The following is a 16486-nucleotide window of genomic DNA, read 5'->3' as shown; positions in this document are numbered from 1 at the left end:
TCATGCCTCCGTCTTGGCCGAGGGCATGGCCCCCAGCGGGCTCAAGGGCAGGCGCAAGGTGAAGCAGGTGCCCTGGCCTGGGGTGGAATGCACCTCCATCTGCCCTTTGTGGTTGTTGGTGATGATGAAGTACGAGACCGAAAGGCCCAGGCCGGTGCCCTGGCCAATCTCCTTGGTGGTGAAGAACGGCTCGAAGGTGCGCTTGCGCACCGATTCGGGCATGCCGATGCCGTTGTCTTCCACCTGGATTTCGGCCCACGGCGGATTGAGGCGAGTGCGCAGGGTGATGCGACCGGGTTCGCTGGGTGCCGGGCGCTGATGGATGGCCTGGGCCGCGTTCTTCAGCAGGTTGAGCAGCACTTGTTCCAGCTCGTTGGCGGTGCAGGGCACGGGGCCGAGTTCGGGGTCGAACTGGCGGACGATGGCCTGGCCCTTGAAGTCGAAGCCCTCCGTCAGGTCGAAGTCGTTGCCGGCGATTTCCACCGCCTGGTCGATCAAGGCGGGCAGGTTGCAAGGCGCCAGTTGGCGGTTGCTGCGGCGGCTGAAACTGAGCATGTGGGTGACGATCTTCGCGGCCCGCGCGCCGGCTTGCTGGATGCCGTCGAGCAGTTGCGGCACTTCGCGGCCGTCCAGGTAGCGGTTGATGCTGGCCAGGTCGATGCCCAGTTCCTCGGCCTGTTCCTGATTGCGCGGTAGTTCCGGCGACAGGCGTCGACGAATGTTCTGCACGTTGTGCAGGATCGCGCCCAGCGGGTTGTTGATCTCGTGGGCCATGCCTGCCGCCAGCCCGCCGACCGAGAGCATCTTTTCCGACTGCACCATCATTTCTTCCAGCGACAGGCGCTGGGTGATGTCGTCGATGCGGATCACCACCCCGCGCCCGCCGCCGCCGGTCAGCGGGTAGAACGTGAGCGCGTAGTGGCGTGGCTCGTCGTCCTTGGGCCAAGTGACCCGCTCGACCTTCGCTACCCGGTGTTTTTCCACCGTCTCCTTGAGCTGTGGCAGGAATGGCTTGAGTGGCTCGAAAGCGATGAAGATGGGTTGGTTCAGCGCCTCGTCCAGCGGCGTTCCGGAAAGTACGGTGGCTTCCTGGTTCCATTGCGTGACGTAGAGCTGCTCGTCGAGGGCGATGAGTGCCGAAGGCATGGAGTCGATGATGCTGTTCAGGTAATTCTGGAAGCCTGTCAGCTTTTTCTCGATCTTGCTGCGTACCTGGACTTCCAGCTCCAGCTTGCGGTTGGTGTGGCGGGTCTCCTCGGCCAGGCCCTGGGCTTGGTCGAAGGCCGACTGGAACTCGTCGCGGGCACGCTTGAGCTGGTCTTCGCGCGCTTCGATACGCGACAGCATGGTGTTGAACGCCTCGGCAAGGCTGCCGATTTCGTCGTCGTTGCCACGTTGCGCACGCAGGGCGTAGCTCTCCTCGCGGGTCACCTGGCGCGAGAGCTCCTCGAGGCGGTTGATCGGCTGGGTGATCAGGCGCTTGATCTGGCGGGCGATGATCAGCCACAGCAGGATGCTGAACACCAGGATCGCCAGGCTGGCAGACAGGGTGCCGGTATAGAACGCGACCGGCAATTCGCTGCTGGCCACCAGCAGCAGGTGCGCGGGCGGGCTGCCTGGACGGGGCAGGGCGATCAGCTGGGTGCTGCGAAACTCGGTGAGGCGCCAGCCGTCGATGTTGCGGAAGCGCTTGGGCATGCTCAGTGGCTGGCCATGTTGCAGTTGGGCCAGCAGGCGCCCGTCGCTGGCATACACGGCGGCGGCGCGCAGCGGTGAATAGCTGTCGAGCTCCTTGAGCAAGGCACTGGCGGTTTCCGGGGTGTCGCTGGCGCGCGCGGAAAGCTGCGGGTTGGCGACCAATCGGCCGATGGTCTGCAGCGCCTGGGGAGCCATGCTTTCCTGGGTGATCCAGTAGGCGGCGCTGATGAAGGCCAGGTTGGCCACCAGCAGGATGGTGACCAGCAGCACCAGCAGGGCGGCCAGCAGTTTTTGCCCGACCGGGAGGTTTTCCAGGCGTTGGCGCAGGGTCATGGGCGAGGTGATGTCCGTGTCGGTGGGTGGGCAGCGTCAGTCGCTGGGCAGGTTGCGTGCCTGCAGGTTATCGACCAGGCGTTGGCGCAGGTGTTCCAGGCCAGGTGTCGCCAGGCCATGCCGGGCGGCAACGTCGCAGGCATGGCCAAGCAGGTAGTGCAGCTCGGTACGTCGGCCTGCGCGCACGTCCTGGTACATCGAAGAGTAGTTGGCCGCGGTCGCCACGATCACCCGTTGGACGTCATCGGCCAGGTTTTCGGCGGCTTGGGCTTGCCCGGCACTGCGCAGGAGGGCGGTCAGTTCCAGGCACAGCTGGTCGACTTCAAGCAGGTGACCAAGCAGCCCGCCATTCTGGCAGTCGTAAAGCACCGTCAGCGGGTTGATCGCGCAATTGAGTGCAAGCTTGCGCCACAGGCGGGTGAGTATGTCCAACGACCACTCGGCCGGGATGCCGGCCTCGCTCAGATCGCCGAACCATTCGGGGACGCCAGGATTGCCCGGATCGCCCAGCCAGTTGAAGCCCTGGCCGGCGAACCGCACCTGCCAGTCGCGCTCGCGAAACGCACCTTCGGTGCTGGAGGCGAAGATACAGCGGGCGTGGGGAGCCTGCTCGGCCACTTCATCCTGGCTGCCGAGACCGTTCTGCAGCAGGATCAGCTCAGCACCTTCGGCCAGCCGCGACGCCAGGCGCGCGACGGCAGGCCCGGCGTCGTAGGCCTTGCACGCCACCAGCAGGCGGTGGATGGGGCCTTCGCCCTCGCAGGTCTGTGCCGGGATGGCGAATTGCGTTGCCTGGTGCTGTTCGATCAGGGTCAGGCCGCCTTCGGCTTCATAATCTGACAGGCGCTGTTCGTCGCGCAGCACCAGGCGCACGGCCTTGCCCGCCCGTGCCAGGCGACAGGCCCAGAGGCTGCCGAGGCTGCCGGCGCCGAGAATATGCCAGGTGCTGCTCATCTGCGTTTCGCAACCCGTTATAATGAGCCCGCATTTTAACCATCAAACCCGACGCGCTCCATCTTCAAGCCGAGCGCGCTTTTATTTTATGGAGAACAACCATGCCTTCGTTCGACGTGGTATCGGAACTGGACAAGCACGAAGTGCAGAACGCGGTCGAAAACGCCATCAAGGAGCTCGATCGCCGCTACGACCTCAAGGGCAAGGGCAGCTTCGAGTTCAAGGACAAGGAGCAGACCGTGATGCTAACTGCCGAAGCCGAATTCCAGCTCGAGGCGATGATCGAAATCCTGCGCCTGGCGCTGGTCAAGCGCAAGATCGACGTCAAGTGCCTGGAAACCAAGGATCCCTATGCTTCCGGCAAGGAAATGAAACAGGAAGCCAAGTTCCGCGAGGGCATCGACAAGGAGCTGGCGAAGAAGATCGTCGCCCACATCAAGGATGCCAAGCTCAAGGTCCAGGCCGCCATTCAGGGCGAACAGGTGCGGGTCACCGGCAAGAAGCGCGATGACCTGCAGGAAGCCATCGCGGCCCTGCGCGCCAAGGAATTTGACATGCCGCTGCAGTTCAACAACTTCCGCGACTGATTCTGCGGGGCAGGAACCTTGATGGCACACCAATGTCCATCGCTTCCTGCGGCCGCTGAATGTCCGGCGGTCTGCTTTACTGTGCACGTGTCGTTCGACATCAGGAGATGAACATGGATTTGAACGCTGAAGTCGATCAACTGGTACGCCAGTCCGAGACTTGGATTCCCTTGATCATGGCGTACGGCAGTCGTTTGTTGCTGGCGCTGCTGACCCTGGCGATCGGCTGGTGGATCACCAACAAGATCAGTGATCGATTGGCCAGGCTCGTCGGCTTGCGGGTAGCTGACCCGGCGTTGCAGGGTTTCATCCGCACGCTATCCAACATCGTGCTCAAGGTGATGCTGGCGATCAGCGTGGCGTCGATGATCGGCATCGAAACCACCTCGTTCGTCGCGGCCATGGGTGGTGCCGTGCTGGCCATCGGCCTGGCCTTGCAGGGCAGCCTGGCAAACTTTGCCGGTGGCGTGCTGATCCTGCTGTTCCGCCCGTTCCGCATCGGCGACTGGATCGAGGCCCAGGGTGTGAGCGGCACCGTCGACAGCATCCAGATCTTCCACACCGTGCTGCGTAGCGGTGATAACAAGACGGTCATTCTGCCTAACGGCACCTTGTCCAACGGCATCATCGTCAACACCAACCGCCAGCCGACGCGCAAGGTCGTGTTCGACGTGGGCGTGGACTACGAGGCCGACCTGCAGAAGGCGCGCAACGTGCTGCTGGAGCTGGCGCAGGATCCTCGGGTGCTGCCCGACCCAGCGCCTCAGGCGGTGGTTGCAACGCTTGGTGACAGTTCGATCACCGTGTCGCTGCGCCTGTGGACCAAGACTGCCGACTACTGGGACGTGATGTTCATGCTCAATGAGCAGGCGCGGGATCGCCTGAAGGCCGAGGGGATCGACATTCCCTTCCCGCAGCGGGTGATTCGCGTGGTGCAGGAGACTGCCGCGCAGTAACCTGCACTGCAAAACAGGGCCCCTACAGGGGCCCTTGTTTTTTACGCCTTACACTTGTTCACAGCCAAAGCCGACGATTTCTGGCATATAGCCTGACCCCTCCTGTCTGCACCCGAAACGCCATCATGAAGCCATTGTTGTATATCACCCCTCTGCGGGCCCTGTTGTTTGGTCTGACCCTCGCCCTGTTCGAACTGCTGACCTACCTGGCCAGCGATGCCGTCATGCCGGCTATGCCGGTGGTGGTCGACGATCTCAGGGCCAGCCCTGAATTCATTCCCCATGCCCTGAACCTCTACCTGCTCGGTGGCGTAGTGCTGCAGTGGCTGATCGGCCCGCTGGCCGACCGCTATGGCCGCCGTCCACTGCTGCTGACCGGCTGCGCCTTCTTTGGTGTGGCATGCCTTGCGACCTTCTGGGTGCATGACATCGGCCTGTTCAATCTGCTGCGCCTGCTGCAGGGCATTGGCCTGGGCTTCGTGGTGACGGTGAGCTATCCGGCGCTCAACGAGGCGTTCAGCGAGGCCGACGCGGTGCGCATGATGGCGCTGCTGGCAAACATTGCGTTGCTTTCGCCGTTGCTCGGGCCGCTGGTGGGGACGTTGATGCTGCAGTGGCTCGACTGGCGCTGGCTGTTCGTCGCCTTCGCAGTGGGCGCGGTGCTGTGCTGGGGGCTGCTGTATCGCCTGATGCCTGAAACCCTCGGGGTCGAGCGCCGTGATGGCTCGCGCCTGGCCTTCACGCCCATTCACCTGTTGCCCTTGCTGGCCGGTTACGCGCAGTTGCTGGGCAACCGTCGTTTTGTGGCTGGCAGCGCGGCGTTGGGTTTGGTGGGCTTGCCACTGATCGGCTGGATTGGCCTGTCGCCGGTCCTGCTGATCCATGACGAGGGGCTGAGCACCCTGGAATACGCGCTGTGGCAGCTGCCGGTGTTCGGCGGGCTGATCCTCGGCAACCTGATCATCAACCGCATTGCGGATCGTTATCCGCTGCCCGCGCTGGTGCGCGGTGCCCTGTGGCCGTATCTGGCCGGGTTGTGCCTGATGGTGCTGGTGACCTGGCTGTATCCGACCGTGACCAGCGTGGTTGCCGGGATGTCGCTCTATGCAATGGGCCTGGGTGTTGCCAACGCGGTGCTGTACCGCATGACGCTGTTCTCCAGCGAGCAGAGCAAGGGGTTGGTGTCGGCGATGCTGGGGATGATCACCATCGCGCTGCTGGGGCTGGGTGGCGCGGTGTTGGCGATGTTGGGCGCAGGGGCGAGCCTGTTGCATTTTGCCTTGGGCGCAGGGATTGCCGGGGCGCTGGCGCTATGGCCGTTGTGGTTTGTGGTGGGCGGCCGGCCAGGGGAAGGGGCTATCGTTCAGTAGGCTTGAAAACGGCGTCGCTCTTTTCGCGGGCTTGCCCGCGAAAAGGACGACTCGATTGTCAGGGCTGCTCGGTCACCGAGCTTTCCGCCTGCGCCTGCTTGCCCCGTCCCACTTCCTGGCGCCAGTGCAGGGCGATCAGGATCAGTGTGGGGACACCTAGCAGGGCGGTGATCATGAAGAAGTTGTGATAGCCGAATTTCTCCACCATCACCCCCGAATAGCCGCCGATCAGCCGCGGCAGCAACAGCATGATCGAGCTGAGCAGCGCGTACTGGGTCGCCGAGAACTTCAGGTTGGTCAGGCTCGACAGGTAGGCGACGAACGCTGAGGTCGCCATGCCCGAGCTGAAGTTGTCCAGCGAGATGGTCACCACCAGCATTTCCAGGTTCGGCCCCATGTCGGCCAGCATCACGAACAGGATGTTGGTGGCCGCAGAGGCCACGCCGCCGATGAACAGGATCGGCAGTATACCGAAGCGCACGATCAGCAGACCGCCAACACCGGCGCCGACCAGGGTCATGATCAGGCCGAAGATCTTGCTGACGCTGGCGATCTGGTCCTTGGTGAAGCCCATGTCGATATAGAACACGTTGGCCATCACGCCCATCACGGTGTCCGACATCCGGTAGGTGGCAATCAGCCCCAGCAGCAGCAAGGCCTGCCAGCGGTAGCGGACGATGAAGTCGTTGACCGGCGTGAGCACCGGCGCCAGGCCGCGACGGCCCATGGAAGACAGGCAGGCCCAGGTCAGCAGTGCATAGAGGATCAGGCGCAGGAAGGCGCGGTCCTCGAGCAGCAGGTCGAGCATGGTCGAGTCGCCGAACACCACGCTGGCCCAGTCGGTGTTGAACATCTGGGTGAAGCTGGCAGGCACCGAGACCAGCAGGACGATCAGCACGAACACTGACACCAGTTGGTGCATCAGCCCGTAGCGTGCCGCTGACAGTTGGGTGCGCAGCGGCACCGCGGGCTCGCGCATCACCAGCGTGGTGAACAATGCCGGCAACATGAGGATGCCGAACAGCACGTAGGTGCCGGTCCAGGCCTTGTGCAGGTAGCTGAAACCGGTGGAACCGAACCATTCGGCGAAGAACAGTGCACCTGCAGTAGCGAGCAGCGCGGCAACCCGGTAGCCAGCCATGTAGCTGGCGGCCAGGGCGGCCTGGCGCTGGTCGTCGGCGATTTCCAGGCGATAGGCGTCGACGGCGATGTCCTGGGTGGCCGAGGCGAAGGCTACCAGCACCGCGAGGGCGATCAGCCACGACAGGTGTTTCTGTGGGTCGCACAGCCCCATGCCGATCAGCCCGATGACGACCAGGACCTGCGACAGCAGCAGCCACGAGCGACGCCGTCCCATGCCGCCGAGCAGTGGCAGGCGCCATTGGTCGAGCAGGGGCGACCAGACCCATTTGAACGCGTAGGCCAGACCGATCAGGCTGGCGTAGCCGATGGTCTCACGGGCTACACCCGCCTCGCGCAACCAGACCGAGAGCGTGGAGAACACCAGCATGTAGGGCATGCCGGCGGCGAAGCCGAGCAACAAAAGCACCAGGGTAGACGGGCTGGCATAGGCAGCGAGCGCAGCGCGCCAGGTTTTACGGGGCATGGGCCAACATCTGCCTCAAGTTTGCGAAAACAAAGCGCGCACTCTAACCGCTGTGCTCCATTGCGCGCCAGCCATGGCGCGACATATCCACTCGATTATTGGCCACATTCACGCCCTCCGCGCGCAGCCTGGCGCGTTGTTCGTCGCCCGACGGCGTACCCAGTGGCAGGCTCAGGCGGCCACCGGCCCCGAGCACCCGATGCCACGGCAGGCGCGTGTCGGCCGGCAATTGCCCCAGGGTGCGGCCGACCCAGCGTGCGGCGCGGCCAAGACCCGCCAGTTCGGCGAGCTGGCCATAGCTGACGACCTTGCCTTCCGGAATCTGGCCCAGGACCGAATAAAGCGCCATTCGTCGGGCTTCGGGATCGTCCGGGTGCGGAATCGATTGATCAGACATCAGGCAATTCCTGATCTGAAGGTGGAGATAGACAAGTTGTTGTACGAAATGAGAATTGAACTCGTAGGCATAGGCCCGGTCTGTCCTTGCTCTGGTCGTGGGTATCCGGATAATGCCCGACTTTTTTTGTCCAACCGAACGCAAATTCTGCCTATGTATTCTAGAGCCTTGCTGTGCCTGTTCGCTGCTTCCCTCTCTGCGCCCGCGCTGGCTGACACCGTCTGGATGAAGAACGGTGATCGTCTGAGTGGCAAGATCAAGGTCTTCGACGGCGGCAAGCTGCTGCTGGAAACTCCCTATGGCGGCAGTATCGCGCTGGACTGGAAACAGGTTCAGACACTCGAGAGCGATCAGGAACTGCTGGTCAAACAGGATGCCTACTCGGGCGAGAAGGCCAAGTCGCTCAAGGCCGCCGAGCCTGGCAAGGTGACCCTGGCCAACGGTGAGGCGCCCAAGACCGTGGAGCTTGCCAGCATCGAGCAGATCATGAAGCCGCGCCCGCTGGTCGAGGACTTCCTGTGGAAAGGTAATGTCGACCTGGCGCTGGACTACAAGCGTGCCGAAAACGACACCGATGACTACGATGTCAGCTTCAAGACCACCGCACGTCACGGTCGCTGGCGGCACAACGCCGAAGGCGAGTACAACCGCGAAACCAAGGATGACGTCACCACCACCAACAACTGGAGCGCCGAGTACGCGCTGGACCGTTTCCTCACCGAAAAATGGTTCTGGCAGGGACGTCTGGAATACAAGCGTGACCAGATCGAGAATCTGGCGCGCCAGCGTACCGTCGGTACTGGCCCGGGCTATCAGTTCTGGGACGACGAGCTGGGCGCGTTCTCGCTTGGTTCGCTGATCAACCGCACCGACTACGAATACCGCGACGGCGGCAAGGATAACTTCTATTCGGCAGCGGTGAAGTGGGACTACAACCGCTACCTGATCGGCAAGAAGGTCGAGTTCTTCACCACCGGGGAGCTGGGCAAGCCCTTCGGTTCGGTCGCCGATTACTCGCTGGATGCCGAGATGGGCCTGCGCTACAAGGTGACCGAGTGGGCCTCGCTCAACCTCAAGGCCGAGAAGGACCTGATCAAGGGCACCAGCGACAGCGACCTGGACAAGACCCGCTACACCGCAGGTTTCGGTGTGGCCTGGTAAGACCGCTCGGGTGGGGCTGTACAGCGCTCCTGTGGCAGGCGGCGGTGATAATGATTATCTTGTCACCCATCCAGTCCGCTGCCCCAGGAGTTTCCCGTGAGTACCAACGCCATCCGCCCCGCCCGGGAACTGCTGCTCGAAGAATACCGCGGCGTGCTCTCGACCCTGTCCAAGTCCATGCCCGGCTTCCCCTTCGGTTCGGTGGTGCCTTATTGCCTGGACGCCCACGGGCACCCGCTGATCCTCATCAGCCGTATCGCCCAGCACACCCATAACCTGCAGAAAGACCCCAAGTGCTCGCTGCTGGTGGGCGAGCGTGACGCCGAAGACGTGCAGGCGGTGGGCCGCCTGACAGTGATGGCCGAGGCGCGCAAGCTGACCGACCAAGCCGCCATCGAAGCGGCTGCTGCGCGCTACTACCGATACTTCCCGGATGCCAGCAACTACCACAAGGCCCACGATTTCGATTTCTGGGTGCTGGAACCTGTGCGCCATCGCTACATCGGTGGTTTCGGCGCAATCCACTGGCTCGATGAGGTCACCTTGGCCAACCCATTCGCCGGAGGCGCAGAAGCCAGCATGATCGAGCACATGAACAGCGATCATGCCAACGCCATCGCCCATTACGTCGAGCTCACCGGTCTGCCGCGCAGTGCACCGGCCGAGATGGTCGGCATCGACAGCGAGGGCATGCACCTGCGCATCGGCCAGGCAATTCACTGGCTGGCCTTCCCGAATACTTGCAATACGCCGACACAAGTGCGCGAGGCCTTGGTATTGCTGGCGCGCGCCGACCAGTGGCCGGCTGCGGCGAAAGTCGAGGGTTGAAATCGCGAGCAGTTGCATCCATCTGAGGTCTTATTGGAAGGTTCTCTTCCGTCGAGGAATCCTTGATGCGTGCTTTTCTACTGCTGTTCCTGATTTTTCCGGTGCTGGAGTTGTTCGTCTTCGTCAAAGTCAGCGCCGCCATCGGTTTCTTCCCGGCGCTGCTGCTGATTATCGCCGGTTCCGCCCTCGGCCTGCTGGTCATGCGCCTGGCAGGTCTTGCAACGGCGCTGCGCGCCCGTGAAAGCCTGCAGCGCGGCGAACTGCCCGCCGAGGACATGTTCCAGGGGCTGATGCTGGCTGTGGGTGGTGGCCTGCTGCTGCTGCCGGGTTTCATCAGCGACGTGCTGGGCCTGCTGTGCCTGTTGCCATTCACCCGTCATCTGGTGGCGCGCAAGTTGCGCCAACGGGCCGAGGCCCAGGCCACGCGCCAACGGGCGTTCCAGGATGATCCGTTCAACGGGCAGCCGCGCGATGGCGGCCATCGTCCGAACGTGATTGAGGGCGAGTACGAGCGCCGCGATAAATGATCGATAAATGACCCAGGGGGGCCGCTATGCGGCCCCTGCTTTTTTTCGGCCTGTGTACACAGATTAAAAAAATTCCATGGCAAGCCTTGTAATCGAATCGGGCGGCCTCATGTATGTGTCACCGCAAGGTTTCTGGTGGCGACACCAGACATGACACGCGGGGTTCGCAGGCCGCGAGCCCCCACCGGCAACGCCGGATAGCCTCAACCCGCCGGTGTCGACACCGGCCGATGAAAACCACAATTTGGGAGAGATCGACAATGAAGCTTCGTCCTCTGCATGACCGCGTCGTCATCCGTCGCAGCGAAGAAGAATCGAAAACCGCTGGCGGTATCGTCCTGCCGGGTTCGGCCGCTGAAAAACCAAACCGCGGCGAAGTCGTCGCCGTTGGCACCGGTCGCGTCCTGGACAACGGCGAAGTGCGCGCGCTGGCCGTGAAAGTGGGTGACAAAGTGGTTTTCGGCCCTTACTCGGGCAGCAACACCGTGAAAGTCGATGGCGAAGACCTGCTGGTGATGGCCGAGAACGAAATCCTCGCCGTCATCGAAGGCTGATTTCCCCGATTTCCCTGCTAAAGAATTCCAAGGATTAAACGATCATGGCTGCTAAAGACGTAAAATTCGGCGATTCCGCCCGCAAGAAAATGCTCGTTGGTGTCAACGTTCTGGCTGACGCTGTCAAGGCTACCCTCGGCCCGAAAGGCCGTAACGTTGTCCTGGCCAAGAGCTTCGGCGCTCCAACCATCACCAAAGACGGTGTTTCGGTTGCCAAGGAAATCGAACTGAAGGACGCCTTCGAGAACATGGGCGCCCAGCTGGTCAAGGAAGTTGCTTCCAAGGCCAACGATGCTGCCGGCGACGGCACCACCACCGCTACCGTTCTGGCTCAGGCCATCGTCAACGAAGGCCTGAAGGCCGTCGCTGCCGGCATGAACCCGATGGACCTCAAGCGCGGTATCGACAAGGCCACCGCTGCCGTCGTCGCCGAGCTGAAGAACCTGTCCAAGCCATGCGCCGACTCCAAGGCCATCGCTCAGGTCGGCACCATCTCTGCCAACTCCGACAGCTCCATCGGTGAAATCATCGCCGAAGCCATGGAAAAAGTCGGTAAAGAAGGCGTGATCACCGTTGAAGAAGGCTCGGGCCTGGAAAACGAACTGTCCGTCGTAGAAGGCATGCAGTTCGACCGTGGTTACCTGTCGCCGTACTTCATCAACAAGCCTGACACCATGGTTGCCGAGCTCGAAAGCCCGCTGCTGCTGCTGGTCGACAAGAAGATCTCGAACATCCGCGAACTGCTGCCGGTTCTCGAAGCCGTCGCCAAGTCGGGCCGTCCGCTGCTGATCGTCGCCGAAGACGTCGAAGGCGAAGCCCTGGCTACTCTGGTGGTCAACAACATGCGCGGCATCGTCAAGGTTGCTGCGGTCAAGGCCCCAGGCTTTGGCGACCGCCGCAAGGCCATGCTGCAGGACATCGCCGTCCTGACCGGCGGCCAGGTCATCTCCGAGGAAATCGGCCTGACCCTGGAAACCACCACCCTGGAGCACCTGGGCAACGCCAAGCGCGTCATCCTGTCCAAGGAAAACACCACCATCATCGACGGTGCTGGCGTTGACGCCGACATCGAAGCACGCGTCAAGCAGATCCGTGCCCAGATCGAAGAGACTTCCTCGGACTACGACCGTGAGAAGCTGCAAGAGCGTCTGGCCAAGCTGGCTGGCGGTGTTGCCGTGATCAAGGTCGGTGCTGGCACCGAAGTCGAGATGAAAGAGAAGAAAGCCCGCGTTGAAGACGCCCTGCACGCTACCCGTGCAGCCGTTGAAGAAGGCGTGGTGCCTGGCGGTGGTGTTGCCCTGGTTCGCGCCCTGGCAGCCATTGCCGAGCTCAAAGGCGACAACGAAGACCAGAACGTCGGTATCTCCCTGCTGCGTCGCGCTGTCGAAGCGCCGCTGCGTCAGATCACTGCCAACGCCGGCGACGAGCCAAGCGTTGTGGCCGACAAGGTCAAGCAGGGTTCGGGCAACTACGGCTACAACGCCGCGACCGGCGAGTACGGCGACATGATCGAGATGGGCATCCTGGACCCAGCCAAGGTTACCCGTTCGGCGCTGCAAGCCGCTGCTTCGATCGGTGGTCTGATGATCACCACCGAGGCCATGGTTGCTGACCTGCCGGAAGACAAGCCAGCTGCTGGCGGCATGCCAGACATGGGCGGCATGGGTGGCATGGGCGGCATGATGTAAGCCAGCCCTGGCCCCTAGCTGCATGAAAAAGCCCCGCCTTGTGCGGGGCTTTTTCATGGGCGCTTGTCAGACCTGCGTCGACTCAGGCAATGCCGCGCTCAGCCACGGTCACCCGCGCCATTCCCCTGCGATAGAGCACCAGGTAATAGCAGCCCAATCCGATCAACCAGCAGAACACTGCGGTCCAGACGTTGTGCGAGAGAAAGTGCGCACCCTGCATCATCCGGCCTATCGACAGCACCACCCCGACACCCGCCGCGAGGGCAAACACACCTCGCGCCAGGCGAGGCTTGCGGTCACGCAGCACGAAGAACAATGCGAACAGGCTGAAACCGGTCGCTGCATGGCCGCCGGGCCAGCAGAGCCCTGGTTTGTCGGTCGCTGGTCGTGCTTCGAGCAGCTTGCTGTAGGTTTCCTTGCCGCCAAACTGGGTCAGGCTCCAAGGGCACTGTACTGCAGTCAGTTGCTTTAGCGGCGTGACAAAACCCGTGGACAGGCCCAGGGCCAGCACCAGGCAACCCAGTTCGCGACGCCAGTTACCCAGCCGTGACCAGAAGAAACTGGCGATGAACGCCACCACCGCCAGCAGCCCGACACCGATCACCGCCTGCTTGACGCGGTCATGCAGGATGGTCTCGAGGAAGTAGCTATGGCGCCCGATGAACTGACCCACCGACGGATCGAACATCAGGTTGGCCACGTCCATGTCCAGCGATGTGGCCTCGAGCAGCAGCAGAACCAGCGCGGTAGCCAGGGGGATGCCAAGGTACAGCCAGGGGTTGATCGGGCGGGGGCGGGCGGTGTGCATGAAGGCTCCACAGGCAAGGGGAAGGCATGAAGGATCGGGCATTTTCGGTCCGTTGCTATGCTGTGTGCGTGAAGGATCAGTGAAAAAAGCGTCAGTTGCGCTGTTTTTCCACCAAGGCTGGCGATGCCTGGCCAATGGCCGTAAGCTGCGCCTGCCGCGCACAGCGAAGCGCCGCACAGGAGACCCCGATGCGCATTCTACTGGTTGAAGACAACCGCGATATCCTCGCCAACCTGGCTGATTACCTGGGCATGAAAGGCTATACCGTCGACTGTGCCCAGGACGGCCTGTCGGGTCTGCACCTGGCCGCGACCGAACACTATGACCTGATCGTCCTCGATATCATGCTGCCCGGTATCGATGGCTACACCCTGTGCAAGCGCCTGCGCGAAGACGCCCGCCGCGACACCCCGGTGATCATGCTGACCGCCCGCGACCAGCTTGACGATCGCCTGCAGGGCTTCCGCTCGGGGGCCGACGATTACCTGCTCAAGCCTTTCGCCCTGTCCGAGTTGGCCGCGCGCATCGAGGCGGTACTGCGTCGCGCTCAGGGCGGTGGTCGGCGTACGCTGCAGGTGGCAGACCTGAGCTACGACCTCGACACGCTGGAAGTCACCCGTCAGGGCAAACTGCTCAAACTCAACCCGGTCGGCCTGAAGTTGCTGGCGGTGCTGATGCAGAAGAGCCCGCACGTGCTGCGCCGCGAAGTGCTCGAGGAAGCCCTGTGGGGCGACGACTGCCCCGACAGCGACAGCTTGCGCAGCCATGTCCATCAACTGCGCCAGGTGATCGACAAACCGTTCGAAAAGCCCCTGCTGCATACCGTCCATGGCGTCGGCTATCGCCTCGCCGAGGGTCGCGATGGAGTTTAAGCAGAGCCTTGCCCAACGCATCATCATTGCCTTTGCACTGATGAGCGCACTGGTTGCCGGTGCGTTTGCCTTCGGTATCGTCGCCACTGTTCACCTGGTCGAAGAGCGTCTGATTTCCTCGGTGCTGGGGGGCGATCTGCAGCGCCTGCTGCGCATGGACAGCGTCAGTGACTGGAGCCATCGCCCGCGCCCTGACCAGTTGTTCTACTTCAGCGGTGGTCGCGATGATTTCGAGTTGCCCAAGGACCTGCGGCATCTCGATGCCGGGTTCCACGAAGTGTTCCGTGACCAGCTCTCCTACCACGCCATGGTCGAGGTCGTGGACGGTCGTCACTATGTACTGTTGCAGGACCAGAGCGATTTCGAGGAGCGCGAGCGGGTGCTGTTCGCCGTGGTGGTCGTGGGCTTCCTGCTCAGCCTGGTGCTGGCGGCCTTCCTCGGCTGGTTGCTGGCGCGACGGGTCATGGCGCCAGTGATTCGCCTGGCGCGGCAAGTCCGCCATCGTGACCAGTTGCTCGGGTTGGCGCCGCCGCTGGCGCCGGACTATGCCGCCGACGAAGTGGGGCAGTTGGCGGTGGCTTTCGACGACACCCTGGGCCGCTTGCGCGATGCGCTGACCCGCGAGCGACTGTTCACCAGCGATGTCAGCCATGAACTGCGCACCCCACTGATGGTGCTGGCAACCTCCTGCGAACTGCTGATGGAGAACACCGGCCTGGACAGCCGGTCACGTGCCCAGGTGGAACGGATCGCCCGCGCCACCGAGGAGATGCGCGAGCTGGTCAAGACCTTCCTCATGCTGGCCCGGGCCCAGCGTGACGAAGGCGCGGTGGCCTCGAGGGCCAGCCTGCGCGAGGTGGCTGATGACCTGATCGGCGTCTGGCGCGATACCATCGAGCAGAAGGGCCTGACGCTTTACTACGATGGCCGTGTCAGTGCCAGCCCGACCTTGTACAACGCCACCTTCCTGCAATCGGTGATGGGCAACCTGCTGCGCAACGCAGCGCATTACACCGATACCGGTTATATCCGCCTGAGCCTGGAGGCCCATGGTTTCAGTGTCGAGGACAGTGGCGTGGGCATTCCCGAGGAACAGCGCGAGGCAATGTTCAAACCTTTCGTGCGCGGTGACGAGCGGCGTGGCGAAGGGCTCGGCCTGGGGCTTTCGCTGGTGCAGCGGATCTGTGACGACCAAGGCTGGCGCGTGACCCTGACCGCCACCTCGCCCCACGGCTGCCGCTTCCAGGTGGACCTGAGCCAGGGCACCGCGCTGTCGCATGAGCAGGAAACCGATGCCACGTTGCAGTAGAAATCGGGGCAGTACTACGGCCCCGATACAGAATGTTGTGTAATGCTTCGTAAGAATTAACCCTTTCGTGTGACAGTTTTTTCACATGGCGATGACCTGATGCCAACGCTTGCCCACCTAATGTGGTCGGCATTGAGTCAGGAGATGTCCCATGCGTAGCCCTATCAAACTCGAGTTTTCCGAAAAGTACGATCAGCAGCACGCTCGTGAGTACTTCATCAAGCATCAGGATGGTCTGGCCCGTCGCCTTTCCCACACCCGTGACGAGCAGCTTGCTCGCCGCGCCCTGACGCTCGCCGGTGAGCCGGGCCTGGTACTCGACCTGCCATGCGGCGCCGGCCGTTTCTGGCCTTTGCTGGCAGAAAAACCCAACCGCGTGATCATTGGCGCCGACAATTCCGCCGCGATGATCGAGACAGCCTGTGCGTCGCAACCGCCAGCCGTGGTCGAGCGGGTACGCCCCTTGCAGACCTCAGCCTTTGCCATCGACCTGCCGGACAACTCGGTAGACAGCATTTTCTGCATGCGGTTGTTCCACCATATCGGTGATCCGGCTCATCGCAAGACAATTCTTTCGGAATTTCAAAGGGTTAGCAGAGATAGCGTTATCCTGTCGTTGTGGGTGGATGGCAATTTCAAGGCATGGCGGCGCAAGAAGCTCGAACAACGACGCAGCGCCAAGGCGGAGCAGGACAGTTACCAGAATCGCTTTGTGTTACCTGCTGCTACGGTTGAAGAAGAATTTGTGACAGCAGGCTTCAGGATTCAGGAACGTCTCGACTTCCTGCCGTTCTATGCCATGTGGCGAGTCTATGTATTGCGAAAGGGGTGAGGGATC

Annotated in this window: 16 protein-coding genes; 11 read left to right on the top strand and 5 right to left on the bottom strand. The window is 62.4% G+C overall.

Annotation, left to right across the window (positions count from 1 at the left end; all coding sequences use genetic code 11):
• Together AC2CGW_RS04245 and AC2CGW_RS04240 are read right to left on the bottom strand one after the other, a co-directional pair.
• Window positions 1–2031 (bottom strand): ATP-binding protein, encoded by a 2031-nt coding sequence (locus AC2CGW_RS04245; protein ID WP_186718773.1) that lies wholly within the window; start codon window positions 2029–2031, stop codon window positions 1–3.
• Between the two features lie 36 nt (window positions 2032–2067).
• Complete coding sequence (locus AC2CGW_RS04240) at window positions 2068–2985, bottom strand: putative 2-dehydropantoate 2-reductase (protein ID WP_186718775.1); 918 nt, start codon at window positions 2983–2985, stop codon at window positions 2068–2070.
• Between the two features lie 101 nt (window positions 2986–3086).
• Here AC2CGW_RS04240 and AC2CGW_RS04235 point away from each other — a divergent pair, with 101 nt between their 5' ends.
• The 3 genes from AC2CGW_RS04235 to AC2CGW_RS04225 all read left to right on the top strand — a co-directional run bounded on the left by AC2CGW_RS04235 (window position 3087) and on the right by AC2CGW_RS04225 (window position 5898).
• Window positions 3087–3572 carry a YajQ family cyclic di-GMP-binding protein gene (locus AC2CGW_RS04235; protein ID WP_054894023.1) on the top strand — a complete coding sequence of 162 codons (486 nt, stop codon included), beginning with the start codon at window positions 3087–3089 and terminating at the stop codon, window positions 3570–3572.
• 113 nt (window positions 3573–3685) lie between these two features.
• Window positions 3686–4528, top strand: coding sequence for a mechanosensitive ion channel family protein (locus AC2CGW_RS04230; RefSeq protein ID WP_054894024.1), 843 nt, complete (start codon window positions 3686–3688; stop codon window positions 4526–4528).
• Between the two features lie 125 nt (window positions 4529–4653).
• Entirely contained in the window at window positions 4654–5898 is a 1245-nt protein-coding gene (locus AC2CGW_RS04225; protein WP_484573576.1) for an MFS transporter, read from the top strand.
• A 58-nt stretch (window positions 5899–5956) separates the two neighbouring features.
• Here AC2CGW_RS04225 and AC2CGW_RS04220 read toward each other — a convergent pair whose 3' ends face one another.
• Window positions 5957–7504: an AmpG family muropeptide MFS transporter gene (locus tag AC2CGW_RS04220; RefSeq protein WP_186667337.1), complete on the bottom strand. Its 1548-nt coding sequence runs from the start codon at window positions 7502–7504 to the stop codon at window positions 5957–5959.
• 43 nt (window positions 7505–7547) lie between these two features.
• Window positions 7548–7901, bottom strand: coding sequence for an MGMT family protein (locus AC2CGW_RS04215; protein ID WP_426351561.1), 354 nt, complete (start codon window positions 7899–7901; stop codon window positions 7548–7550).
• 153 nt (window positions 7902–8054) lie between these two features.
• On the opposite strand from AC2CGW_RS04215, the gene AC2CGW_RS04210 reads away from it, so the two are divergent.
• The 5 genes from AC2CGW_RS04210 (at window position 8055) to groL (ending at window position 12659) form a co-directional block, all read left to right on the top strand.
• Window positions 8055–9062, top strand: a complete 1008-nt coding sequence (locus tag AC2CGW_RS04210; protein ID WP_186667335.1) for a DUF481 domain-containing protein — start codon at window positions 8055–8057, stop codon at window positions 9060–9062.
• 96 nt (window positions 9063–9158) lie between these two features.
• Window positions 9159–9890 (top strand): HugZ family pyridoxamine 5'-phosphate oxidase, encoded by a 732-nt coding sequence (locus tag AC2CGW_RS04205; RefSeq protein ID WP_484573575.1) that lies wholly within the window; start codon window positions 9159–9161, stop codon window positions 9888–9890.
• A 65-nt stretch (window positions 9891–9955) separates the two neighbouring features.
• On the top strand, window positions 9956–10417 hold the full coding sequence (locus AC2CGW_RS04200) for an FxsA family protein (protein ID WP_186667333.1): 462 nt from the start codon (window positions 9956–9958) through the stop codon (window positions 10415–10417).
• A gap of 260 nt (window positions 10418–10677) precedes the next feature.
• Window positions 10678–10971 carry a co-chaperone GroES gene (locus AC2CGW_RS04195; RefSeq protein ID WP_029614823.1) on the top strand — a complete coding sequence of 98 codons (294 nt, stop codon included), beginning with the start codon at window positions 10678–10680 and terminating at the stop codon, window positions 10969–10971.
• Window positions 10972–11015: 44 nt separating this feature from the next.
• On the top strand, window positions 11016–12659 hold the full coding sequence (gene groL / locus AC2CGW_RS04190; RefSeq protein ID WP_186667332.1) for a chaperonin GroEL: 1644 nt from the start codon (window positions 11016–11018) through the stop codon (window positions 12657–12659).
• An 82-nt stretch (window positions 12660–12741) separates the two neighbouring features.
• On the opposite strand, the gene AC2CGW_RS04185 is transcribed toward groL, so the two are convergent.
• Window positions 12742–13467 carry a phosphatase PAP2 family protein gene (locus AC2CGW_RS04185; protein ID WP_484573574.1) on the bottom strand — a complete coding sequence of 242 codons (726 nt, stop codon included), beginning with the start codon at window positions 13465–13467 and terminating at the stop codon, window positions 12742–12744.
• Between the two features lie 188 nt (window positions 13468–13655).
• Between AC2CGW_RS04185 and colR the strand changes: the two genes are divergently transcribed.
• The 3 genes from colR to AC2CGW_RS04170 all read left to right on the top strand — a co-directional run bounded on the left by colR (window position 13656) and on the right by AC2CGW_RS04170 (window position 16480).
• Window positions 13656–14339, top strand: a complete 684-nt coding sequence (gene colR / locus AC2CGW_RS04180; protein WP_054893830.1) for a two-component system response regulator ColR — start codon at window positions 13656–13658, stop codon at window positions 14337–14339.
• Window positions 14329–15648, top strand: a complete 1320-nt coding sequence (locus AC2CGW_RS04175; protein ID WP_186710949.1) for a sensor histidine kinase — start codon at window positions 14329–14331, stop codon at window positions 15646–15648. Before colR ends, AC2CGW_RS04175 begins: the two co-directional genes overlap by 11 nt.
• Window positions 15649–15799: 151 nt before the next feature.
• Complete coding sequence (locus tag AC2CGW_RS04170; protein WP_112899077.1) at window positions 15800–16480, top strand: class I SAM-dependent methyltransferase; 681 nt, start codon at window positions 15800–15802, stop codon at window positions 16478–16480.
• Window positions 16481–16486 lie beyond the last annotated feature (6 nt).

Source organism: Pseudomonas sp. SYWMCR5 (assembly GCF_057197165.1).
This window is presented reverse-complemented; position numbering and strand designations above follow the sequence as displayed.